The sequence below is a fragment of the Candidatus Neomarinimicrobiota bacterium genome (assembly GCA_034716895.1).
In the GTDB taxonomy this organism is placed as follows: Bacteria; Fidelibacterota; UBA8477; order UBA8477; family JABMPR01; genus JABMPR01.
This window is the reverse complement of record JAYEKW010000120.1, coordinates 1-24,187: the sequence shown is the minus strand read 5'-3', so window position 1 is coordinate 24,187 and position 24,187 is coordinate 1. Positions and strand designations below refer to the sequence as shown.

The 24,187-nt window shown below is 43.1% G+C and carries 19 protein-coding genes; 13 read left to right on the top strand and 6 right to left on the bottom strand.

The window, feature by feature from the left end; translation table 11 throughout:
* The 3 genes from U9Q77_07725 to U9Q77_07715 form a co-directional block, all read right to left on the bottom strand.
* Positions 1-225: hypothetical protein (locus tag U9Q77_07725; GenBank protein MEA3287248.1), on the bottom strand; the 225-nt coding region annotated here is incomplete at its 3' end.
* Positions 222-971: an outer membrane lipoprotein-sorting protein gene (locus U9Q77_07720; protein MEA3287247.1), complete on the bottom strand. Its 750-nt coding sequence runs from the start codon at positions 969-971 to the stop codon at positions 222-224. The genes U9Q77_07725 and U9Q77_07720, both read right to left, overlap by 4 nt.
* Positions 968-1,573 carry a TetR/AcrR family transcriptional regulator gene (locus U9Q77_07715; protein MEA3287246.1) on the bottom strand — a complete coding sequence of 202 codons (606 nt, stop codon included), beginning with the start codon at positions 1,571-1,573 and terminating at the stop codon, positions 968-970. The genes U9Q77_07720 and U9Q77_07715 overlap by 4 nt, the downstream gene beginning before the upstream one ends.
* Positions 1,574-1,757: 184 nt before the next feature.
* On the opposite strand from U9Q77_07715, the gene U9Q77_07710 reads away from it, so the two are divergent.
* From U9Q77_07710 to U9Q77_07700, 3 genes are all read left to right on the top strand, one after another.
* On the top strand, positions 1,758-3,320 hold the full coding sequence (locus U9Q77_07710) for an ABC transporter substrate-binding protein (protein MEA3287245.1): 1,563 nt from the start codon (positions 1,758-1,760) through the stop codon (positions 3,318-3,320).
* Between the two features lie 8 nt (positions 3,321-3,328).
* Positions 3,329-3,637 (top strand): hypothetical protein, encoded by a 309-nt coding sequence (locus tag U9Q77_07705; GenBank protein ID MEA3287244.1) that lies wholly within the window; start codon positions 3,329-3,331, stop codon positions 3,635-3,637.
* Positions 3,638-4,288: 651 nt separating this feature from the next.
* Positions 4,289-5,173: a rhomboid family intramembrane serine protease gene (locus tag U9Q77_07700; protein ID MEA3287243.1), complete on the top strand. Its 885-nt coding sequence runs from the start codon at positions 4,289-4,291 to the stop codon at positions 5,171-5,173.
* A 93-nt stretch (positions 5,174-5,266) separates the two neighbouring features.
* On the opposite strand, the gene U9Q77_07695 is transcribed toward U9Q77_07700, so the two are convergent.
* From U9Q77_07695 to U9Q77_07685, 3 genes are all read right to left on the bottom strand, one after another.
* Complete coding sequence (locus tag U9Q77_07695) at positions 5,267-5,476, bottom strand: hypothetical protein (protein ID MEA3287242.1); 210 nt, start codon at positions 5,474-5,476, stop codon at positions 5,267-5,269.
* A gap of 178 nt (positions 5,477-5,654) precedes the next feature.
* A complete protein-coding gene (locus tag U9Q77_07690; GenBank protein ID MEA3287241.1) occupies positions 5,655-6,119 on the bottom strand; it encodes a superoxide dismutase, Ni in 465 nt (154 codons plus the stop codon).
* Between the two features lie 129 nt (positions 6,120-6,248).
* The gene (locus U9Q77_07685; protein ID MEA3287240.1) at positions 6,249-7,670 is read right to left on the bottom strand and encodes a polysaccharide pyruvyl transferase family protein; all 1,422 of its coding nucleotides are present in this window, start codon (positions 7,668-7,670) and stop codon (positions 6,249-6,251) included.
* 183 nt (positions 7,671-7,853) lie between these two features.
* Here U9Q77_07685 and U9Q77_07680 point away from each other — a divergent pair, with 183 nt between their 5' ends.
* From U9Q77_07680 to U9Q77_07635, 10 genes are all read left to right on the top strand, one after another.
* Positions 7,854-9,071: an NAD-binding protein gene (locus U9Q77_07680; GenBank protein ID MEA3287239.1), complete on the top strand. Its 1,218-nt coding sequence runs from the start codon at positions 7,854-7,856 to the stop codon at positions 9,069-9,071.
* A gap of 167 nt (positions 9,072-9,238) precedes the next feature.
* The gene (locus U9Q77_07675) at positions 9,239-9,742 is read left to right on the top strand and encodes a cyclic nucleotide-binding domain-containing protein (GenBank protein ID MEA3287238.1); all 504 of its coding nucleotides are present in this window, start codon (positions 9,239-9,241) and stop codon (positions 9,740-9,742) included.
* A gap of 347 nt (positions 9,743-10,089) precedes the next feature.
* Entirely contained in the window at positions 10,090-10,572 is a 483-nt protein-coding gene (locus tag U9Q77_07670) for a peptidylprolyl isomerase (GenBank protein ID MEA3287237.1), read from the top strand.
* Positions 10,573-10,719: 147 nt separating this feature from the next.
* Positions 10,720-12,273, top strand: a complete 1,554-nt coding sequence (locus U9Q77_07665; GenBank protein MEA3287236.1) for a family 10 glycosylhydrolase — start codon at positions 10,720-10,722, stop codon at positions 12,271-12,273.
* A 578-nt stretch (positions 12,274-12,851) separates the two neighbouring features.
* Positions 12,852-14,009, top strand: coding sequence for an HlyD family efflux transporter periplasmic adaptor subunit (locus U9Q77_07660; protein MEA3287235.1), 1,158 nt, complete (start codon positions 12,852-12,854; stop codon positions 14,007-14,009).
* Between the two features lie 6 nt (positions 14,010-14,015).
* A complete protein-coding gene (locus U9Q77_07655; GenBank protein ID MEA3287234.1) occupies positions 14,016-17,168 on the top strand; it encodes an efflux RND transporter permease subunit in 3,153 nt (1,050 codons plus the stop codon).
* 3 nt (positions 17,169-17,171) lie between these two features.
* Positions 17,172-18,728, top strand: coding sequence for a TolC family protein (locus U9Q77_07650; protein MEA3287233.1), 1,557 nt, complete (start codon positions 17,172-17,174; stop codon positions 18,726-18,728).
* 167 nt (positions 18,729-18,895) lie between these two features.
* Complete coding sequence (locus tag U9Q77_07645; GenBank protein ID MEA3287232.1) at positions 18,896-19,819, top strand: ABC transporter ATP-binding protein; 924 nt, start codon at positions 18,896-18,898, stop codon at positions 19,817-19,819.
* 183 nt (positions 19,820-20,002) lie between these two features.
* Positions 20,003-21,853, top strand: a complete 1,851-nt coding sequence (locus U9Q77_07640) for a T9SS type A sorting domain-containing protein (protein MEA3287231.1) — start codon at positions 20,003-20,005, stop codon at positions 21,851-21,853.
* Between the two features lie 31 nt (positions 21,854-21,884).
* The coding region (locus U9Q77_07635; GenBank protein ID MEA3287230.1) for a hypothetical protein at positions 21,885-24,187 on the top strand (2,303 nt) is incomplete at its 3' end.

Here is a 24,187-nt window from a genome sequence, read left to right as displayed (position 1 = left end):
ATTCCAGGTGGTTTGCCCCCAGTAGTGTTGAATGTTAATGTTGGCACCAATGAGAACATGGTCATTTGGCCTGGCTTCAATATCAAGACGAAATTTATTGTAGCCAAAATTGTAGTTGGTTCCGGCAACCTGCATGATATCTGCCTCAGACTCATAATAGCCGAAGAACTCGGGTTGAGCTGCCAGGAGGAGCGGGAGCAGCAGCAGTAAAACGACAGGCCTCATTTTTTGAGACTCCTCTCGCTGAAGAAGTTTTTGGGTGGCACCCAGCTGTAGGTGACTTCAAGAGTTTCCATTGTTGTGCTGGAGTGCTCTTTATGATCGACCATTACCATTTTCATGGCTGTGGGCAGGCCTTCAATATTTTGTATATCGCTTAAAGATAACGACTTTGAGTTAAAACCATGATCATCATAGTAATCGAGTTGAACCGGTGAGTAATCAGACTTGCGAGACCATAAAGTGATTTTCGGATAAGGTGGGTCTTGATCCGGGATACCAATAAGATCTATTTTCCAGCAGAGGTCGCCGTTAATGGTTTCATCACCTTCATATTCAGGTGTGAACTTTTTTATAAAAACATCACCACCACCCATGTCTTCATAGGTAAAATCGGAGCCCTGTACTTTTTGCTTTTTAGCATGTGATGCCAGCTTGCGAACACGTTTAGTGCGGGGAAAATAGGTCCAGATGTCATCGGCGTTATTGAGAGTTAAAAAGGCCTGTCCTCGAATGGCAGCAGGCTTGGTATATCGAGTAAGGGTACTCTTTCCCCTGCCTCCCATATAGGACTCAAATTCAAAAGTGCGGGATTTACCAGAACTGGTTGTGATGGTTTGAGTTCCTGTACTTTTCATGTTTTCGGGAGACATGAGTTTTGTTACGGAGGTGATTACCTTGATGGCTAGTCTATCTTGCGCCAGGTTTAAACTAAAGAGCATGAGTAAAATAAAGACTAGTTTAGTTTTCATGGTTCAAGTCCTTTCATAAAACTATGTATGCCTTCGGAGAGGGCTCTGTCAAAGGCTTCGCGATCATCACTCAGCATAAATTGCCAGACGAATCCATCAATAAATGCCAGACATAAAGTAGAGACACCCTCATAGTTCATCTCTCGGAATTCATGGGCCATCACGCCAGCTTTGAGAATGTTAATAACCAAATGCCGCATTTTCGTGTAACCGCTGGATAGTTGACCTGATTGGTGTTCGCCACGTCTAATCGCTCGAGCGCCTTGAGCCCATATCTCGGTCATGATCAGGACACTGTCACCCATCTCAAAAACAAGTTCTGTATTCATTCTCATAAAGGTTCGAAGTTTATCATAGGGACTAAGCTGCATGGAATAAAGTTTTTCTGAAGCATCAACCAAATCACCCATAAGGGTATCTACTATGCTATGAAAGATTTCATCTTTACTCCTAAAGTATTCATAAACAGTACCTTTGCCTATACCAGCTTTTACGGCAATGTCCGCGATCTTTCCTTTTTCGAGACCATCTCGGGCGAATATTTGAATAGCGGCGCGAATGATGGCATCAGCTTTTGCAGGATCTTTTTGTAAGGGTGTCATTGTGGTATCCTTATAAGAGATGGTGTGTAATGAAGATATGACCGAACAGTCGGTCAGGCAAGATGTTTTTTTTATCAAAAGAATCTTTTTCGCATCGTTCAAATTCAGCATAACTTGATTCAAGGCAGGAATCCGCTGGAGCTAATATTGTGTTGGCCCACGGCTTCCAGGGAAAAAGAGAAACATGAAAATCAAAAACAACTTTAGAGTAGTCATCATTTTTGGAGTAAGCCTGTTTGTGATTATTGGACTTTTTTCATGCTGTCCTGAAGATCCCTATCAGAATTATCTTAACCTGATCATTAATACAGAACCAAAGTCATTGGATCCTGCGCTATCCACAGACATTACAACTGGAATTATAACTGCATTGATGTATGATAATCTGGTGCAGTTTGGCGTCGGCTCTGAAATAGAGCCTGGTTTGGCAGAGTCCTGGGAGATATCAGAAGATGGAAAAATTTATACGTTTAATTTAAGAAAGAACGTCAAGTTTTGGGATAAAACTCCCTTCACAAGCGCCCACGTAAAGCATTCATTTGAACGTGTTCTCAATCCAGAAGCCAGATCCCCCCAAACCTGGTTGTTGATGCCAATCCAGGGAGCATCTGAGTATATGCAGGGAAAAGCAGATAGTGTGAGTGGTATAAGCATAATAAACCCGACTCAAATCAAACTATTTTTGAAAACACCGTTTGCGCCATTTCTAGGATTTCTAGGAGCGCCGGCTACAGCCATTGTATCAGATAAAAGCAACAATCTTAAGGAATCTCCAATGGGTACAGGACCCTGGATATTTCAAGAGTGGCAGGCCGACCGCAAGTTGATCTTTCATCAAAATAAAGACTATTATAATGGTGCACCAAAACTGGATGGTTTGGTTCTGAATAATATTCCAGAAATATTAACTGCCGCTCTGGAGTTTGAAGCTGGGAACCTGGATGTAATGATTGTGCCGAATTCAGAGTTTAAATATTGGACCCATAGTACTGTGTGGAAACCATACATTCATACACTGGAAGAACTGGGCTTCTATTATCTAGCCATGAACGTTGATAGAAAACCATTTGATGATGTACGAGTTAGACAGGCAGTGAGCTTGGCAATCGATCGTGAAAAGATAATTAAAAGGGTCATGCACAATAGTGCATCACTTGCCAAAGGCGCAATTCCGCCGGGCTTACCAGGCTACGATAGCAGCAAAGTTCATATTCCCTACAACCCCGAAAAAGCAAGAGAATTGCTAACAGAAGCTGGCTATGAAACAGATTGTGAATTTGATCTATGGGTTGATCCAGGAGCAGCAGTTTCACAAACAATTGAAGCAATTCAACATTATCTATCAGTGGTTGGTTTTAAAGTACATATAGTCCGAAATGACTGGAATATGATGAGAGATGCCATGCGCAAAGGTGAAACAGATGCTTACTGGGGAAATTGGTGGGCTGATTATGCCGATGCTGAAAACTTCCTGGCACCCCTGTTTCATTCCCAAAATGCAGCAAAACGAAACAGATACGCAAACCAAGAGGTCGACGCTCTGATCGAAAAGTTACAGCAAAGTCTGGATTCCGGGGAAAGAGAAACCATGGCCATGCGTATTGATAGCATATTGATCGCGGAAGCACCCTATGCCTTCATGTGGTATCCCACCTCATACACGGTTGTCCAGCCAACATTAAAGAACTATGTTCCCCACCTCATGCCAAACGCCAACCGTTATACACAAGTATATTTTGAAGAATAGGAAAAATAATGAGCGCTATAGATAAACATCCCATTCTGGGACAATTGAAAGAAAGTGATCGTCTTTTGAACGATGTGGCAAAACTTCAGACTGCTGTCAAAGAAAGAAGTCGGATCATGGAACGCGATGGAAAGATAACAACAGTAATTTCTGGAATTATCGGTATATCAGGATTGTTCTTTATGAACCAATTGCCTTTTTTCATCATACTGGGACTGCTGGTTGTAGGTCTTCCCGTATTATGGATTCACCTGGGAAAAGAAGCTCGCGAGTTCACTATTTCAGATGATGAGATAAGAGAGGCAATTAAAAAGTAAAAAGATGGGAATGATCAAGAGTTTGGCGGGAGAATGAGGATTTGACCAGGAATGGTAGCCCGGCTTGTAAAATGGGTGACGCGACTTTTTATCGCAGAAGTCAACACATGAAAGTTCAAAAAAATGAACAGACAAACCAGTCTTATGCCATTTGAATTTTGACGAAACCGCTAGAAGTATCTGAGAATTCATGAAATGTGCCCTAAAACCATTAAATACAACCACATATAATGAATACTCCTAAATCCATATATATCAACACTCCGCGTCATTTCGACAAGCTCAATGCACCGCTCTGCGCGCTCTGCCTGCCCGCACGAAGTTATACGCAGGCGGGCGAGAGGGACTTTTTGCGAAGGCGTCAATTTTAAAAGATGCGCTTTGTGTCTTCGCGATCAAGTACAACTGGTATTATGGGCTACGAGTTTGGGATTGCCACGTTCCTCCGGAACTCGCAAAGACGGATCAAAACAGTTATACTGGCATCAAATAGCGTACGCACGATGAAGTCAAATTGCCATTATTCGGTTTCATCTGTGAAAAGCCGAGACCAAAAAGCTTCATGTTTCGACGGGTTGTATCTTTTAAATACATAGAAAGTTCTTATACTAAATCATGAATCAGTGGAATTTTAATCAAGGTGCTCCTCGGATGCGATTTGGTCCTCGCAAGATGGGTGATGGTGTCAAACAGATCCTCATCGCGAATGCTGTTGTATATATGCTCACACAGATCACAGGTCTGGGTTTTTGGGCTGAATGGTTTGGACTCAATCCCCACAATGTCATTTTTGGTTTAAGGGTCTGGCAGCCCTTCACATATATGTTTCTGCATGCCGGGATCTGGCATGTTGGTATCAATATGCTCATGCTCTGGATGTTTGGTTCAGAACTGGAAAAACTCTGGGGGCGTAAAGAATTTATCAGATTCTATGTAGTAACCGGAGCAGGAGCTGGAGTCTTTTCGCTGGTGCCCTATTTCCTGGGTGTGTTAACTGGCTATCAGGGTGATATCCCCTCCATCATTGGAGCCAGCGGTGCGGTTTACGCCATTCTTTTGGCTTACGCCGTCACTTATCCCGAACGCAAGGTGCTGGTTTATATGATCATGCCAGTGAAAGTCAAATACCTCATGCTATTTATGGGTTTCATGACCTTCGCTTCCATTGGAAATGGTGACGGGATTAGTCATATCACCCACTTGGGCGGATTGGTAGTTGGCTGGATCTACTTACGCAGAAATGGTCGATATCGGGGCTTGAATATTCCCTGGCGTCAATGGTTGCAGAAACTGCAAAAGATCAACAAGATTCGTATTGTACAGAATGATAGTCCTAAACGTCCCCGTAGAACCAGTTCAGCAGCCAAACAGACGGGTTGGCATCGGGTAGGGAATGAATCAGAATTACGCCAGGAAATGGATGCTCTGTTGGACAAGATCACAAAAGTAGGCTATGAACAACTCAGCAATCGGGAAAAAGAACGCCTGCTGGAGTTATCATCAAAGCTATCTAAAGATAGCACAGGAAGAAATTAGACTCCAGATGCAAAAAAAGCAGGGAATTCCTATTTAAACTGCTATCCATGGACTATCGGTCTACTGGTAAAAAAGCCTGAACACAAAACAGATCTAACCTCCAGTTAATAAATCTATGATTGCCACCACATCATTTACATCAAACAGGTAATCATTATTGATATCGGTTAGATGGAAACTAATTGCATCCGGAACAGCCGAATCCATGGTCAGGGTATCACCGGCTTCCACCAGGGCGTTTGCGGTTAATTGATAAGGATTGTCCCGAGCGGTCCAATGACCACTTATGGATCCAGATATCATGGTCTGTCCCCAAATTGTGCCTAGCATTAAACTGGATATTAAAATGCTGCGTATATACATGTGGATCGTCCTCATTTTGGATTGATGTAATTTCCTGAGGACAGTTCTGGTCATTCAAATGGATAATAATTTGAGCACGAATTCTCTATCGCTATCCCAGAGAACTCCATTCCCAAGTCTAATGCTTGTGCTCGGGATAATACTCAGTCAGCGCTTCAATGGCTTTCGTCAAATTATGGGCATATTTAACATCGGCATTTTGTTTAGCCTGCATGGCCGCCAGGATCACAGCATGGTGTCTCTTGAGCCGTTTTGTATAGTCTTTTTGCTTTGGTTTTACCCGTTGGGTCAGAAAGTAATCACTAATGGTTGTGATAACCTGTTGAGCGTGGTCTTCCTTATTCATAACCCAACGCACCATCTGGTTTTGAGATTGGGCATCAGTCTTACCGGCCAATTCACCAATTAGTCGAGCAGACTTTTCTACTGTGGCAGCATCTTCAAGCATGGCTTGAACACGGGCGTGATCATCATAGATTCCACAGGGAATCTGACAATGGGCGTCTGCCGTTTGGGGTAATAATAACCCAGTTCCGATTCCAATGATGATGATGGACAATAATAAACCTAGATGTTTTTTCATGGTATGGTTCTCCTTTGGTTGATTCAATATAGAATACATGACAGAGAAGGTCACCAGTTAAGTTTGACAGAATCAAAAATTATTAATATTACCAGCCAGGGTTGTGATTGACCAGGCTTCAGAGAGAAACTAAAAATTTAATTGCGCAACATTTTGCCTGGTGAGCTTCCACATCTGATGTTGTTTTTCCAACAATGCTTCTTCAAGGGATAAACGCTTTTCAAGGCTTTCTCGAATCTTTTGTTCAAGCACGTTTGCAAAGTTATGGGCGTGAATATCCAGTGCGAGATCAGGTTTTTCAATATCCTCAAAAAAAGCACTGACTTTTCGGTGAGCCACCAGCCCCAGAGGAATTGTTCCAGCTCCGAATGGAATGAGTCCGGCATGTCCGCGCATTCCTAATGAAAGGTAAGGCGTGCGGTACGCTTTGATGATTTCCTCAGGGGTTAGGGTATACATCTCCAAACAAGGCATGTTAATGTCGTAAGCCCTTTTCAAATGTTTAACAAATATTTTATCTCCAGGGCTGTGAGCATAGTACATGAATTCAATAGTTGGACTTAATCGCTGAATGACTTTTGCCATGGCGCCCAAAATATTTTTATAGTACCCTTTGAAGCGTTCATCAAAACGGTCGTAAGCGAAATTCAGCGAGATGAAAGGCTCTTTTCCCTGTTTTGTGATTGTTGGATACAGATGTTTCAAGAGGGTCGTCGGACAGGGTTGATACCTGATTTTATTGGTTAGAGCCTCAGGTAGAAATGTCTGGACGATCCTAACATCACTGAGGTGTCTGAAACCTAAATAATTTGATTTTTCGGCACAGAGCGTTAAGTGCTCAATCATTTTTCTGGAACCGGGCACCTTATCGCGAAAGGAATTGTAACCAACGGCGAAGAAGGCAATTGGCACCTTTAAGGCCTTCAAATTCTCCAGTGAGATGTTCCATTGCCAACCCGACTGAAAGGACGGGGCGCTGGCGGGATATACCAAACCACCGCCACCGATTACAATTCCAGCGTATTCATTAAGCAGATCAACTTGCTTTTGATCGATATGCTGGTGCACATGATATCTATCAAAGACCAGATCTGGTTTATCAAACCGAATTACCTTTTGAACCGTTTCCGGGAGCAGTTTATCACCCGCGTTTCCTGAATGATCAGCTAAATAATGCCAGGCCACATGTGCGATTCGCTGTCGGGAAGGATTGTTTTGAGCATTAAAATAATCTACAGCCTGGATTCGTTCTTTCAATCCGTTCAAGTGTGATGATGAACTGGAAGCAGACAATGTTTTTAACGCCTCGGCATTCTGGTTTTTCATAAAATAAGCCAGGGCCAGGTACTCAACAACAAAGCGAGACGAAAGATGTGCCCGGTGTTGTTCAAGAAGTGATATCACCCGGGTATAATCAGCTTCATAGTAGTAGCGCAATACTTGTTGGCGTATAGGGAAAACAGCATCGAAATCAGAAAACAGGGTTACATATTGTTCTAAGTAGCGATAGGCTCGTTTGACCAGAAGATAGTTGAAGAGTAAGTGGCGCAAGCGATTCCTAATCCAGACCCTTCGTTTTGAAAAAGATAAAATGGCTTCTGGCGTTTCTCCCAGACAGGTTTTGATACACCAATTCGACACTTTTTGAGCGGTAGTCAACCCGGATAGCTCCTTGTCCTAATAATTATACAATAATAACCCACACAAGAAATATCCCAAAGCCTATCGGATGGGATGTCTTTACTCCGTTTTAACAAATATCTTCAACATTCCCCCTTTTGCCTTAGTTTAGCGCCAATGAAGATCATCAGAACAATGCTTACGTGGATAAAGCGCCTTCGCGATGAGGGTGTCCTCGACCTGATCATTATACTTTGGATCATAATGTTCATTGGTGCAATCACGGTCTTTCTCCTGGACTATACCTCAGAGGGGCGGAGCATTACCACAATATTTGAGGCTTTTTACTGGGCCTGGGTAACCATGACGACAGTTGGATTTGGTGACCTTACACCGACCACTCCAGCCGCCCGGATTGCGGCCTCGATCATGATGTTCTTTTCCATGGCATTGATCTCATTCTTTACGGCTACGATCTCATCCATTTTTGTAGCCCGCAAAATCAGAGAGGGTAAAGGTTTGGAAAAAATTAATTATACTGATCATTATATCATCTGCGGCTGGAATGATCTGGCAGATGAGCTGTTGGAGTCACTCCTGAAACAGGATAATAAAGACCAGACACCCATTGTGCTGGTGAATGAACTTTCAGAAGAAGAGATCGATGCGTGGCGGGGTAAATTGAATGCCAGTCACCTGGGATTTGTGAGAGGTGATTTCACCCAGGATCAGATTTTGGCCAAGGCCAGCGTATCTAAAGCCAAAGCGGTATTAATACTGCCGAATCTGATAAAGTCAGGTAAAGCTGAAGCGGATGAAAAGACTGCTTTGGCAACCTATTCGATCAAGACCCTGGCTCCCAAAGCCAGGGTGTACGCCTACATCCTCCATTATGAAAACAGAGCCAAGCTGCGCCGAGCCAAGGCTGACGGCATTATCATCGCTGATGAGTTTGGTCCCTTCATGGGTGCCAGTCAGTTGCATAATCCGGGAATTCCGGCTTTTTTATCTGAAATGCTCAACACAGACCAGGCTCGTCTGTTGACGAAACCAGTGCCGGAACATCTTATCGGAAAACCATACCATAAATTATTTGCCGAAGCTTATGAGGAATATGATACAGCTATTTTGGGGGTCTATCAGGAAGAGACAAGCGCCGGAATTGGTGATTTTTTGAGTGCCGATTCGGGTGATTATCTGGATCAGTTCATTGCCGCCAAATTAAAAGCAGCTGGTCGCGGACAGAACGAAGAGCAAAAAATCAAGGTTCGGATCAACCCGGAAAAGGATTACATCATCAAATCCGGCGAACAAATGATATTACTTAAATAATCCTGTATGTTAACCCGGAAGGTTTTCTAATCGCAAAAAACGCGAAGGTCGCAAAGAAAATGACAACAAAACAGGCTAAACAAATTCCTCTGCACTCACGGCAAGCCCTGTGAAAGAGGCTTTAAAAAATTTGTCAAATAAATGAATAACCAAACACTGAGTCGCCTATGCCTTATATACCAAAACTGATCACATGTCCGCTTTTTACTGGACTTAAAGAGGAAGAGATCGCCGTTTTTCGGGCGGCCACGCACCAGGTATCCTATGCGATTGGTGACCCGATAATGCAAGAGGGCAAAACCGGAAACACCCTGGTCATTCTGATCAAGGGAACCGTAACCATTAGTAAAAAATTGACGCTTCTGGGAGACGATGAGTCAGATACAAAAGACAAAACCTTTATTACTTTGACTGACGAACATCGGCCCTTCTTTGGCGAAATGGCTCTGTTAATGGAACATTCTCTGCGCACAGCCAGTGTAACCGCTTCTACAGATTGTGAGATCGTAGTCATGGAAAAAGAAACGTTTCAAAAGGTTTGTGCAAAGAACCCCGCTATTGGTTTAAAAGTGATGGAGAATATTGCCAGTAAACTGGCGACCAATCTAGAAAGGGAAAGCAAAAATGTATTGAAACTGACCACGGCTTTCAGTCTGGTTTTGGAAGAATAATCAGTTAAATAATTCTCAAGAGGTTATGCGAATCGGCAAGCAATATTTCACTATAAAGTTGATACTGAAAAAAAAACAAAAAAGATAAGAATTGACGAAACCGCTAGAAGTATCTGAGAATTCATGAAATGTGCCCTAAAACCATTAAATACAACCACATATAGTGAATACTCCTAAATCCATATATATCAACACTCCGCGTCATTTCGACAGGCTCAATGCAACGCTCTGCGCGCTCTGCCTGTGCGGCGAAGCTTGTAGAGCGTAGACGTGCGAGAGGGACTTTTTGCGAAGGCGTCAAGAATTAGAAAAGATCATTTTTTTGAATTAAAAAGGAAATCGTAACAATGAACATCACAAAAGATAAAGTAGTCAGTATTGATTACACCCTGACAGATGACCATGGAAAAGTGCTGGATAGCAGTTCCGGTAAAGATCCCCTGGCCTATATCCATGGTGGCGGCGGATTGATTGCTGGCCTGGAAAAAGAACTTGAGGGAAAAACCAATGGCGATAAGCTTATTGCTATTATCCCTCCGGAAGAAGCTTACGGAATTTTCTCTGAAGAAATGATCCAGGAAGTACCTCTGGAGAATTTCCATGACCCCAAAGAAGTTCAAACCGGGGTTCAGTTTCAAATAGAAGTCGAGGGACATATACACATTGCCACAGTTACATCAGTTGGAGAAAACACAGCAACTGTGGATATGAATCATCCCCTGGCCGATAAAACCCTCCATTTTGATGTAGAGGTCGTGGATGTCCGCGATGCGACCCAGGAAGAATTGGAACATGGTCATGTACACGGAGCCGGTGGACACCACCATTAACAAGTATACATTTTTTTGGGCAGGCAACAATTTGGTTTATCAATTGCCCTTCGGTTGTAAAGACAAGGCATGCCTTGTCTTTACAACCACCATCAACCGACACGGACCCCCAATCATGTGTTTGATCATCCCAGAGGAAAGATTTCTATGAGCCATGTTAATTCACCCCGAATCATTCACCTGATATCCCTGCTGAGTATAGGATTGATTCTAACCACCTGTACCATCACACAATCTCCAATCGGTCCTGTCGCACCAATTATTAAGGTCCCAGTGGTCGTCAAACATGACTTTGAAGTTCCTCGAGAATTCCGAGCTGCCTGGGTAGCTACAGTGGCCAATATTGACTGGCCCAGTAAGCCGGGTTTAAGTACGGAACAGCAGCAGGCGGAGGCGATCAGTCTGCTGGATAGTGCCGTTATCCTGAATTTGAATGCCATTGTCTTTCAGGTGCGTCCCCAATGTGATGCCTTGTATGAAAGTAAATTGGAACCCTGGTCCTATTTTTTAACCGGAGAATTAGGCACAGCACCTGATCCATACTATGATCCGCTGGCATTCTGGGTTGAGGAAGCCCATAAACGGGGCTTAGAACTGCATACTTGGTTTAACCCCTACCGCGCCCATCATCCCAACGGCAAGAAGAACGAAACGTCTGTTATAACAACCAATCCGGATATTGTGCGGGAGCTTCCAAGGGGCTATTTCTGGCTGGATCCATCTCTTCAGGAAACCCAGGATTATTCCTATGAGGTGGTCATGGACGTGGTGCGTCGTTACGATATTGATGGTGTTCATTTTGATGATTACTTCTATCCCTATAATGATGGAAATTTTCCGGATGATGAACCCTGGCAGGCCTATCTGGATGCAGGTGGAATGCTGGAACGACACGACTGGCGTCGCCATGCCGTGAATGTCTTTATCAAGCGGGTTTATGATGGGATCAAAGCCGAAAAGGTCTGGGTGAAATTTGGCCTGAGTCCTTTTGGGATCTGGCGACCGGGAAATCCGTCATCGATCCAGGGCTATGACCAATATGCTAAACTTTATGCTGATGCAAAACTGTGGTTAAATGAAGGGTGGGTCGATTACTGGACCCCTCAGCTTTACTGGCCGACGCGTAAAATTCCTCAGAGTTATCCTGTTTTATTAGGCTGGTGGACGCGTGAAAACACGCATAAACGCAATATCTGGCCAGGTCTATTCACCAGCAAAATCAAGACGGAAGCCGATGCTCTTGAGAATTTCAGCCAGATCATGATCACCCGGGGGATGGTACCGGATGGTCCAGGAAATGTCCACTTCTCTATGAAAGCGCTCCAACGTAACTATGGCGGGATCTCCGATATTTTATTGAAAGGACCGTACGCAAAACCAGTACTCATTCCTCCATCACCCTGGTTGGATGACCAGGCACCGTCAGCACCCCTGGTTGAACTGGATATCAAAGCAGGCAATATTCACATCAATTGGCTTCATGAAGACCGAGCAGATGTTAATCTGTGGGTGGTCTATCTCCAGAGAGGGAAACACTGGAGCTACAAGATTCTCACTACTGACCAAGAGTCATTGATCTTACCGCATGCTATTCGAACTGAAGATGGCCTTAGCCCGCCAGCAATACTTGATCAAGTAGCCGTTACAGCAATTGATCGTCTGGGGAATGAAAGTGAAAGAACAACTATTTCAGTTAGATAAATCAGGCCTTATCTAAAAAAATCTTAACGAAGCACAAACGGAGCACCCGGAAAAGCAGGGATAATCTTCCTTTGTCTGGGTGCTATGCCTAACCCACATATTTCATGAGGCAGCACAATCTGACTTGTTCCTCACGGTTTCAATTACTAACTGCGTTGTTCGGAGTAAATCCGTCCTCAGCGGTCATACAGACCGATTGCGGATGATTTATCCTCTCGCCTTGTCAGAAATCAAAATTCCAGCGCCAGAACACCCTCCGGTACAAAGTGTATTTTTCAATATTTAGGGTAACTATCACAAACACAGCATGAACCAATTACTTTTGCACTCCCTCATGAAATATGCGGACTAATGCGAATTTTTTCCAAAAGCCTGCGATTGGCATTACTTCTCAAATCGATATTCCCTGTTCAGTATTCTGCATTCAATACCCCTAACCCCTCAACCATCTCATCGTATAAAACCATCCCTTTATCACCAGAAAAGCAATAGAAATCGAAAAATACGACCTGAAGCAGGTGCTGAAATTATTTTCAATCCGCAAATGGTAAAGAAGTACAAAGAATTGGAGCTATAAAATGACCACAAAACAAAAACAAATCACCTCATTAGCAGTAATCCTGGCTGTCTCGCTTGGAATCACCATGCTATTGGTATCCCTGAAATCTGCCCCAAAACGTAAACCACCCATGGATACTCGCCCGGTCATTAGCCTCTTGGAGGTTGAAAACAGTCCGATCCAGGTGACAGTTCCTGTAATTGGTCGTCTAATAGCTCATGAAAAAGTCGAGATTTTAGCAGAAGTTTCAGGAGTTCTGAAGTCCAGCAAGAAAGAGTTTCTGACGGGTCAAAGTTATCTGAAGGGTGAAGTGATGTTACGGATTAACCGGGAAGAAACAGAACTCGGCTTGAAGGCTCAACGCAGTGGATTGCTGACGGCAATTGCTAAACTACTACCAGAATTAAAATTTGATTACCCCAAGAGCTATCTAAGATGGAACACCTATCTCCAATCTTTCAACATAGAGTCTATTACCCAGCCTTTGCCAGAATCACTCAACGAACGTGAAAAATTCTTTGTTGCCAACAAGGGTATCTATAACAGCTTTTATCAAATCAAAGCTCAGGAAGCTCGCTTGGAAAAATTCACCATGAGAGCCCCTTTTAATGGCGTTCTAATCCAAAGCAATATTACCCCGGGAAACCTGGTTAGAATCGGCCAACCCGTGGGTGTTTTGGTCAATCCAGCCAGTTATGATCTGGAAACCAGTATCAGTATTAATGAGGTCAATAGTATTACTGTTGGAGATTTGGTTACGCTAACCAGTGAAAATATTGCAGGGGCTTGGCAAGGTCACGTTTCACGAATCAGCCAGGGAATGGATGAAAAGAACCAGATGATTAAAGTGTTCATCTCAGTGTCGGCTCCAGAGCTGCGAGATGGTCTTTTTCTCAAAGGAGAAATCATTTCGAGTCAATCAATTGCTGGAATGGAATTACCACGAAAAATGCTGCATAATGGCAATGTAGTTCTAGAGTATCTAGATGGAAAAATTCACTATCGCAGTGTAAATGTCGTTTCAACTTCAGGTGAAAGGGCTGTAGTAAACGGGCTTGAGAATGGTATGCAGCTGTCTACAAAAACCTTAAATCTGTTAGATGGTGCTCAAGTCAAAGTACCTGACATGGATCAAGAACTACCAGATATTCCCAAAAAGAAAAAGGGACAGGGCTAAATAATCATGAAAAGTATTATCCAATATTTTATCAAGTACCCCTCCACGGGGAATGTCTTGATCCTGCTGATCCTGTTTCTGGGTTGGTTTGGATTCTCTTCATTGCGCTCAACGCTGATTCCTCAGATCGATCCTGGTGTTGTCAATGTTTCTACTGTCTATCCGGGAGCTTCTCCTGAAGAGGTAGAACAGGGTGTTGTACTCAAGATCGAACAGAGCCTGCAAGGTGTAACCGGTATCAAAAAGCTCACGTCGATTTCCCGGGAAAACATGGGTGTTGTAACAGCCCAGTTGACCAGCGGTGTTAATGCTGACCTGGTTCTCCAGGACATAAAAAATGCCGTTGATGGAATCAGTTCTTTTCCTTCAGGTATTGAACCACCCAGGGCTAGCAAATGGGAATTCCGCTCAGAAGCTATCGATTTTATGATCAATGGTGATGTCGACCTCAAACTAATTAAACAGGAAGCCTTGATGATTGAGGATGACCTTTTGGCCATCACGGGTATCAGCAAAATTGAAATAAGCGGCTTTCCTGAAGAAGAAATAGAAATCGCTTTTCGTGAAACCGATCTAGAGGCTTACGGAATTACTTTGGCGCAAGCCGTTTCCGTTATAAAGGCTGCCAATATTGATCTCACTGGAGGCAATATTCGGGGAAAGTCTGAAGACTTGAGTATCCGAACTCGCCAGAAAAAATATTATGCTGAAGATTTAAAAGAAATTGTTCTACGCTCGCTCAGTAATGGTACTGTACTGCGTCTTCGGGATATCGCTGATGTGACTGATAAGTGGGCAGAAAACCCCGACGCCGTTTTTGTAGATGGCAAACCAGCCGCCTTGATCAAGGTCAAATATACCAGCGAAGAAGACATTATTTTTGTGGCCGAAGCAGTTAAAAATTATATTGGCAAATTCAACCAGCAGAATGAAGTATTACAAGCCAAAGTGTTGGCAAATAAAGCTCAAAGCGTTCGAAGCATGCAGGCAATCCTGGCGAATAATGGTATTGTGGGTTTTATCCTGGTTCTCATTTTTTTATCCTTAGCGCTGAACCCCCGCATGGCGTTTTGGGTTGCCCTTTCAATTCCATTGTCCTTTATGGGCATGTTTGCTTTGGCTGCTCTAGCTGATATTACACTGAATAAAATTTCCATGTTTGGAATGATCCTGGTGGTTGGAATTCTGGTAGATGACGGAATTGTAATTGCTGAAAATATATACCAACATCACGATAAGGGTAAACGGCGCATCCGGGCAGCGATTGACGGTGCTTTGGAAGTGTTGCCGGCAGTAACCTCTGCCATTATCACCACGATGATTGCCTTCTCGGCCTTTATGCTCATCGAAGGAACCTTTGGTCAGTTTTTTAAAGAAATGGCCTTTGTCGTGATGGCCGCTCTCTTTGTTTCTCTCATTGAGGGAGCCCTGATCCTACCTGCTCATATTGCTCATTCAAAAGCCTTGGCTGCTGACAGAAAACCATCCTGGCTGGAAAAGAAATCAACCTATTATTTGGCTTATATGCGAGATAATTGGTACGCTCCGGTTTATAAAAAAGCCCTGCAAAATAGAATGATTACTTTGGCAGTTGTGACAGGTGTTTTTGCGATCACCATTGGAGCAACCATTGGTGGTGTGATCCAAATGGGAGGCAGCAATTTTGAAAATCAGAATCATTCGGATGTAAGCCTGCAAATGCCCCCTGGAACGCCGGAAGCTATAACCCATGCGACCTTACTTATGCTTGAAGAAAAAGCCCTTGAAATCGGTAAAAGATTCTCTGAAGAAGAGGACATAGAGGTTATTACCAGTATCATTAATCAGCAGAGTGCAACTGATGCTGGTGGCATATCCGTCAATTTTGTGGATAGTCGGGAACGAAAGTTTCTTTCAACTGAATTTTCCAATGCCTGGCGTCAGGCTGTAGGACCCATGCCTGAAGTTGAGCGGCTCAATTTTGTGGAATCAACCCATTTTGGTAAAGCTGTTTCAGTTTCACTCCTCGGTGAAGATGTTAATATTTTGGATCGTGCAGTAGAAGATTTCAAAATGGAACTGGAGAATCTTTCCGGACTAAAGAATGTCATTGATGACAATCAGCAGGGTATGCGTGAGATTGAAATCGCATTGAAAGATCATGCTCACTTACTGGGGCTGAATATTCAAACCGTAATGAGTCAAGTGCGGAATGGATTTTATGGGGCTGAAGTTCAACGGATTAACCGGGGAACAGAAGAAGTGAAAATCTGGATACGTTATGCAAAAACAGACAGATCTTCAATTGGAGATCTGGAACTGATGCGTATTAGAACCGCGTCAGGACAAGCCTACCAACTTAAAGATATCGCTGAGCTCAACTATACCACCAGCCTGAGTACCATTCGCCATTTGAATGGTCAGCGACAGGTGACAGTAGAGGCAGATGCCTTGAATAAATCCATCGACCTAGGTCAGATTAAAGAGGAAGTTACTTCAGTTATTTTGCCAGCCATCTTGACCAAGTACCCCGGTATAAATTATTCCATTGGTGGTCGCGAGGAACGTATGGCCGAGGCTTTAGGCTCCATGAAAATAATTCTACCGGCAATTGGAGTTCTGCTCTTTGCCGTGATCGCTTTTACCTTTCGCTCTTTTGGTCAAACGGCAATTCTGTTTATGTTGATTCCCCTGGGATTTATCGGGATTGGTTGGGGACACGCGATTCATGATACGCCCATTGATATGCCCTCCTATTTTGGCGTTGTGGCTCTGATTGGTATTCTGGTGAATGACTCCATTGTATTTATTGAAACACTGAACCGGCGCTTGAAACGTGGAATGAAATATATGGATGCCATGTTTGAAGCAGGCCTCTCTCGTTTCCGACCCATTCTTCTTACCTCTCTAACGACGATTGTTGGATTGATGCCCCTGATCATTGCCAATAATCCTGATGCCCAGCAGACCGTACCCATGGCGATCTCTGTAGCCTATGGTTTAATCATATCCACCTTCAGCACGCTCGTGATTCTACCGGTTTTATTAAGCCTGTTTAATGGTGTTCGCCGTTATACATTTAAGTGGAAAACGGGTGTTATGCCAACAGCTGAAGAGATCGAGAGTTCAGTTCGTGAGCTGGATATCGATGCCCAATTTGCTGAAGGAAGTGAGGGTTAATTCATGAAAAATATTTATACAAACAAATACTTGATCACCAGGAACCTTGGTCTTCACTTCACGTCGATGTGGCAAGGAGCAAATTCAAAGCAAACCAGAAAGAATGAAAGAATTCGCCGTACGTATCTGGAAAAAGGTCTTGATAGAGAACCGGACAAAACGGGCGACTGCAGCAATAGCTATTCTGAGCTTGCTCCTCATTCAGTAAACTCAAAACTGCCAGGAAGGAAGCGTTCGCCTTTAATAAAACGGTCCATTGCAGCAAGCTTTATGCTTCTCTTTACAGTCCTAATTGTTCCCCCTGCCCACAGCCAAACCGCTAACACATTATCCCTGGAAGAAGCAATTGGAGTCGCAGCTGTCCATAATTTGAGCATTCAACAGGCCGGTAATAATGTTCAGGTGTCTAAGAATAATGCCAATCTCGGAAATGCAGGCTTGATGCCTCGTCTGGATCTTAACACGGGTTCAACCATAACTGATGCTACAGTTCAAACTGCAGGAGGAGAGATAAGCACCCAGAGTACACGGAACACAGTTGGTATTAATGCTGGGTACACCTTATTCAGAGGGATGCAGGGTCTCAACACCTACAAGCTTCTAAACACCCAGGCTGAAGCCTCAGCATTACAGCTTGGCTTGATCACTGAAAATACGTTGTATGCAACATCACAAGCGTATTTCAATCTGTTAATGACTTACGATAACTTAGTCATCTTAAAAGAACAAATTTCTGTTTCTCGGGAACGACTGGGTCAGGCACTCGACAAAAATGATCTTGGAATGAGCAGTCGCCTACAAGCACTGGCTGCCCGAGTTGATTTTGATAGTGATAGCAGTTCAGTTCTGGAGGCTGAGTATGCTTTTTCTGAGGCACGCAGACGACTTAACCTCCTGCTGGGCTGGGAATTAGATCGCAGATATACACCAGTGGCAGTGAATCGAAAATTCGGGAGCTATACATCAGTTGAATTGGTTCAGCAGGTGTTGAACAAGAACAAAACTTTACTCCTCAGTCAGAATCAAGAGATCCAGGGTCAACTCAATCTAAAGAATAGCAGAAGTTCCCGGTTTCCGGCTTTGAATCTAAGCGGTAGTTACGGTTTGCAAAAAATCAATGCAGATGTAGATCCTGATTTGGGTGAAGCCGATAAAACATTCTCAACCGGTTTGTCTCTTTCCTGGAATATTTTTGATGGCAGGAAGGGAAAAAACATTCAAAATGCCCGCATTCAGCAAAAGAATAGTGAACTGAACACCCTGGATTCAAAACGTCAAGCGCTTAGCGATCTGGAATCTACCCACAGTTCGTTTATTAAAAGCCTGCAAATCTTGGAGCTTAAGCAAAACAATCTGGTTTCCGCACAGTTGAATTTTGACCAAACCAATGAATATTTTCGTCTGGGTGTGGTTAGCTCAACCCAGTTCAGGGAATCTCAATTGAACTTAAGTCGGGTCAAGATCAGTTTGATTCAAGCCAAATATAGCGCCTATCTGGATGAGTTAAAAATCTGGCAACTCACTGGACAACTAGAAGAAAAAATGCTAACCGCAAATTAACACAAAGCGGCCCACGACTTCAGTCGTGGGTCACTGCCCACGCACACCCCCAAAACATTCAAGATTTAACCCAAAAACCATCACCGGGCTTCCGACAGCATGGTCAAAGATCAAAAACCATAGCGCAATCCAACACCAGTCCTATATTCCGTCCAAACGGACACAACATGATACAAATAAACCATCTCAGAAAACAATTCGGTAACCTGATCGCGGTGGATGATCTATCTCTGGAAATTCGGGATGGAGAAATTCTGGGCTTTCTGGGTCCTAACGGAGCTGGAAAAACCACTACCATCCGCATGCTCTGCGGACTATTGGAGCATGATAGTGGTCAGATCATTTGGAACAACAATCAAGGCAGATTAGCTGATGTCATTGGTTTTTGTCCTCAGGAGAATATTTTTTGGCCCAGACTTACCTGTCTGGAACAACTGGTTTTTATGGGAATCATGTATGGTATGGACAATGAGCAGGCCACGAATCGAGCTGATGAGCTACTCAATATTCTAGGGCTTGATCCAAAAAAACAGATACTGGCTGAGAAACTTTCCGGCGGGATGAAACGTCGCCTGAATATTGCTCTAGCCCTGATCCACGACCCGCCTGTTCTAGTCTTAGATGAACCTGAAGCAGGACTGGATCCCCAAAGCCGTATTCTGGTCCGTGACCTGATCAAATCTTTGGCAAATAAGAAGACAGTGATCATTACCACTCACAATATGGATGAAGCCGAGCGCTTGACCGATCGTGTCGCTATCGTTGACCAGGGCAAATTGTTAAAGCTGGATACGGTTGAAAACCTGAAACGATCTATTGGTGAGGGTGATATGTTGGAAATATCGCTGGTAGCTCCAATTAAAGAGAGCACAAAGATTCAACAGTTGAAAGGAGAACTTGACCTTATCAGTAAGCAGGTCACTTTTCTGAATGGCAAACTTCAGATTCGATCTAAGGGCATCCTGGAAAAGCTTTCTGAGATTACAACTATCCTGAAACAGAATCACCTTGCGATCGATGAGATCCAGCACCGAAAGAACACTTTGGAGGATGTTTTTATACACTTGACTGGAAGAGGGTTGAGGGAATGATTATTCCAGTGCATGTGATCCCAACGGAAAAAACATGAAGCTAATGGCCTTTCGTGGGATCCTCTTGGTTTGTCCGGTGAAATTTGTTTATTACACATCACTGAGATTGAAATAGGGGAGAGTTGTCTGGGTGAGAATTATTATATACAAAAAGGAATTCAAATTTATTGGAAGGTGTTATATATGAGATACGCTATAATAAAATTAGTGTTACTCTGTCTAATCCCATTTTCCCTATCTAGTTCACTGCAAGCCCAGGATGTCCTGTTCTTTACCATGGGTTCAGATATTTTTAGTGGTGTTGGCGACCAGAACAGTGATGGCTATGATGATATTCTGGTTGTCCGGCCAAACTATTCTAATACATGGTATTTAGAGCTTTACCTGGGTGGATCACCCATGGACACAATTCCTGCGGATACGATAGAATTTGACACCACACTTTATTATAGGATAGACTGGATTTTACCTCTGGGTGACATTAATGGTGATGGTGTAAAAGATTTTGCCATTAATCATAATTTGGATGCCACAGCTTTTTATGCCGGTGGTTGGCCTCCTCAACATGTAGGAACAAAAGAAACCTATTCTGTAAGTTATTATGATGTGGGTGATGTGAATGCAGATGGCTATGATGATTTTATTTCAAAAGGTGTATCTTGGCAGGGTAATACTTTCTACCTGTTTTATGGGAATGCAGACTTTGATCTAGTTCCAGATGATTCTTTGGTTTATCCGACGGAATATTTAAACGCTCAAGGTATTCCTACAGGTGGGCAAGACTTTACGGGTGACGGTATTGATGACTTCATCTTGGTCTACAAATTTAATTCAAGTATGGTTCCAGATAGTCCCTTTGTCTATTTTGATTTTTTTGAAGGCGGAGTTACTTTTGAAATGTTTCCAACATACACTGCTACATACTATGACTCTACGAATGCTGTAGCAGATCATAATTTTGTTGGTGACATGAATGGTGATGGAATTAGTGAATGGGCCCTCTGGCAGCGCCAGACTGATCCGGAGTGGCCGGAATTGGGGGACAGTAATGGAAGCCCTTCCATCCACCTGGGGGGATCCCAATTGAATCAACCAGCCTATTATAAACTTGATTCTCCTCCTGGGGCCACTGAAGTACGACCTTTTTATGCCGGTGATTTCAATGGAGATGGCTATGCCGATGCTTTTGCAGTAGAGAATATTGAATTTGGCAACATATCTATCTTTCTGGGAGGCCCCAATTTTGATCGACACTATGATTTGTTACTTTCTGGAAACTGGACCTGGCAGGAGTGGTTTGGCCGGAGATCGCGCTGGTGCGGTGATGTTAACGGTGACGGCTGTGATGATATCCTCACCGGAGCTGAGTCCTTGGCCGGAGCAATGCCCTATATCTGGATTATTGGCGGTGACTCCACATTGATTACCAATAACTACCCCTATCTGGATAGTTGGACGCCTGAAGACAGCCTACTGATCCATGCTCCTGGTGATACACTGTATTTTACTGCCCAGGGTCATGATATCGATGAGGGTGATTACTGGGCTTATGGCTGGTTTATCAATGGAGAACAGGAAGCTGCCGGTGATGAGGATAGCACCTTCACCCTTTATCTGGATCCAGATCTCTATCACCAGGGAAACCGTTATCAAATTGAATTAGCAGTTGCGGACGAAGAGGGTTATAACCAGAATTTTATTTGGGAATTACAAATTGACAGCACAGTGGGAATAGCCAGGAATCCAGAACTACCCTTAAGTTTTCAACTCTCAGCTTATCCCAACCCCTTTAACAACCAAACTCAAATTGAATTCCAATTACCCCAGAAAGATCATATTCAGTTGAATGTTTATGACTTGAAGGGCCGACTGGTAAGAGTTTTAGCATCAGGTAATTATGAACTAGGAGTCCATAGAATTGGATGGGATACTCTGGATGGGTATGGCAAGCCCATGGTCAGTGGGCTTCATTTTATACGGCTGACTACCAGAACGGGTCAGCATAGAACGATTAAACTATCATATCTCAAATAATGAAGTTTTACACTAACAGGGGGGCAAGGCAATGAAACGCAGTGGATTGATTGTAATCGGGTTCATCATGCTAATTATGGTTCCCGATCTATTAAAGAGCCATACGGTAGGCGATGTACAATTTCCAAAGGTCAGCTTTTTAGATCCTTATTGGGCTTATGAGGCAAGAGATTTATTTTATTACCAGGAACTTCAGGATTTAGGAATTAATCTGTTAGTTACTAAAGGTAAAGACCTCAATCTGGACTCCATTGCTGCTCTACCTGAATCCCTGTGGGTCTGGAATGCTGATCTCGATGGGGCTGTGAAAAAATATGCTTACGGAAAAGAGTTTACACAGAAAATGGATCGCTTAGATGATCCAACTGAGGGTGTTGGTAGATTGTTGGACAATTACGAGTATTATTCAAATCCAAATGAACCAGATGTCCACACGCAAGGTTATCTGGTGCCCCCTAGTTCAGTTGGGAATGAACGTATACATAATGTAAATGCATATTATTTTTTGAAATGTAAAATCCCTGCAGGTTATGATGATACGACAACGGTAATCCGATTTGAGCTAGTAGAGACCAACACTTTGCGGGAGATACCTCAGGAGGAAGATGGGTCGGAGAACCACGGTATTCTTGATGAAGTTCAGGAAGTGACAGATCATGATACACCGGTAAGTTACTCCTTTGAGGTCACCGTTGGAGATTTATCCGGTCTTCCTCCTGACCCCTCTGAATATGTAACCTGGCAATCACCTATTGTCAATGTATCTAAAAAATTTGAATTAAGCCTGAGTGTTTACTGGTATGGTAACATTGAGTTTTGGCTTAAGGGTATCCAGGTAAGAGATTACTATAATAATCGACTAGTTCACAATCCTTCTGCAATTGCAGGTACTCTTCAATCAATATTAAATAACCGCTACAATCTTAACCCCGCCCTGCATTTTGGTTGGTATATTGATGAACCTGATACGACAGAATATGAAGCCTATCACTTGGTTGACTCAATTGGCGGTCTTCTGGGATTACCAGACCATATGCGCTTAAATGGGGCCACCGGAGGTAAAGGACCAAGCCGAATACAAAAGTTTGTTGATAAGATTGAACCTGACCAGTTGCTCTATAATAAATACCCGTTTAAACGACGATCATCCCAACATAATATTTGGGCAGATCAATTGCCTGACACTGCATCAGATACTGATCCAAGCATCTATAATCTTCAAAATGTCTGGGATGAGTGGTATCTAAATTCAATAAAACCAGTTGCTGAAATCTGTTATAGTTCCTCCCCTGTAATCCCATTCTGGATGACCATTCAGACGGTAGGTGAAAAAGTGTTGGATGCCGCTGGTGATAACTTCATATATAGGTTTCGAGATCCGACTACAGCAGAAATTGCTTGTCAGGTTAACCTTGCTTTAGCATACGGTGCTAAGGGCATCATGTATTATCTCTATCCAACTGGAAATTTTGGCAGTTTATATTTAAGCAATGGCCTGGTTAATGTGACAGGTGGTTCTCCAGATACTATAGAGTGGACTGATAGCAATGATTCATTAAGAGTGACAATAATTCCAGCTGAATATGATCATACAGCTAATTATGTCACGAATTACAAGTATGATGCCGTTCAAGATGTCAACGAACAGTTAGATCTGATAGCTCCTGTTATCCTTTCATCGGACTTAATTTGGAAGAATGGGTTCACTCTGATTGAAGAAGAAGATGAAGGTCCTGCAATTGATAACGTAGTAAAAAAATTAACACTCTCCCCTCAATTCACAAAAGCATATATAGAAGTATCCAACCTTGAAAACCTATCCACCGGAGAGAAGTATTTTTGGCTAATAAACCGACGTTGTCTAAGTGATGAACAGCAAACAATACGTTTGGAATTAGAATTTGATGATCCAAGTATTGGCCACTTGCTTACGGATGTATTTGCTGTACAAAATGGTTTACCAATCGAAGATACATATACTTATTTTGATGTTGGAGAAGATCAATTTAATGTAACGCTTGACCCCGGTGAAGGGAAATTGTTTAGAATAGAAAAATCAATTCCCGGCATTATTACAAATGATTTTACAATTGAATCCATGGCCTACTTTGGTACTGATTGTATTATTGAAGCAGGAGCTACTGTCACAATCAAGCCAGGAACCCGGGTAATAGTGAATCGTTCTACCCAAATAGATGTTGAGGGTGAATTAATAATTGATGGAACACCAGATTCGCTCATTGAGTTTGGCGCGTTAACCGACAATCCAAGCTATAACTTTTGGACTGGAATATTTGTGGAAAGTGGGGGTGATCTACTAATCCGAGATGCTAG

What these genes read in the sequence shown, in the direction of transcription:
- U9Q77_07720 (MEA3287247.1), bottom strand. Translation starts at nt 971, where the DNA reads ATGAAAACTAAACTAGTCTTTATTTTACTCATGCTCTTTAGTTTAAAC.
- U9Q77_07715 (MEA3287246.1), bottom strand. Translation starts at nt 1,573, where the DNA reads ATGACACCCTTACAAAAAGATCCTGCAAAAGCTGATGCCATCATTCGC.
- U9Q77_07710 (MEA3287245.1), top strand. Translation starts at nt 1,758, where the DNA reads ATGAAAATCAAAAACAACTTTAGAGTAGTCATCATTTTTGGAGTAAGC.
- U9Q77_07705 (MEA3287244.1), top strand. Translation starts at nt 3,329, where the DNA reads ATGAGCGCTATAGATAAACATCCCATTCTGGGACAATTGAAAGAAAGT.
- U9Q77_07700 (MEA3287243.1), top strand. Translation starts at nt 4,289, where the DNA reads ATGCGATTTGGTCCTCGCAAGATGGGTGATGGTGTCAAACAGATCCTC.
- U9Q77_07695 (MEA3287242.1), bottom strand. Translation starts at nt 5,476, where the DNA reads ATGATATCTGGATCCATAAGTGGTCATTGGACCGCTCGGGACAATCCT.
- U9Q77_07690 (MEA3287241.1), bottom strand. Translation starts at nt 6,119, where the DNA reads ATGAAAAAACATCTAGGTTTATTATTGTCCATCATCATCATTGGAATC.
- U9Q77_07680 (MEA3287239.1), top strand. Translation starts at nt 7,854, where the DNA reads ATGTCTTTACTCCGTTTTAACAAATATCTTCAACATTCCCCCTTTTGC.
- U9Q77_07675 (MEA3287238.1), top strand. Translation starts at nt 9,239, where the DNA reads ATGCCTTATATACCAAAACTGATCACATGTCCGCTTTTTACTGGACTT.
- U9Q77_07670 (MEA3287237.1), top strand. Translation starts at nt 10,090, where the DNA reads ATGAACATCACAAAAGATAAAGTAGTCAGTATTGATTACACCCTGACA.
- U9Q77_07665 (MEA3287236.1), top strand. Translation starts at nt 10,720, where the DNA reads ATGAGCCATGTTAATTCACCCCGAATCATTCACCTGATATCCCTGCTG.
- U9Q77_07660 (MEA3287235.1), top strand. Translation starts at nt 12,852, where the DNA reads ATGACCACAAAACAAAAACAAATCACCTCATTAGCAGTAATCCTGGCT.
- U9Q77_07655 (MEA3287234.1), top strand. Translation starts at nt 14,016, where the DNA reads ATGAAAAGTATTATCCAATATTTTATCAAGTACCCCTCCACGGGGAAT.
- U9Q77_07650 (MEA3287233.1), top strand. Translation starts at nt 17,172, where the DNA reads ATGAAAAATATTTATACAAACAAATACTTGATCACCAGGAACCTTGGT.
- U9Q77_07645 (MEA3287232.1), top strand. Translation starts at nt 18,896, where the DNA reads ATGATACAAATAAACCATCTCAGAAAACAATTCGGTAACCTGATCGCG.
- U9Q77_07640 (MEA3287231.1), top strand. Translation starts at nt 20,003, where the DNA reads ATGAGATACGCTATAATAAAATTAGTGTTACTCTGTCTAATCCCATTT.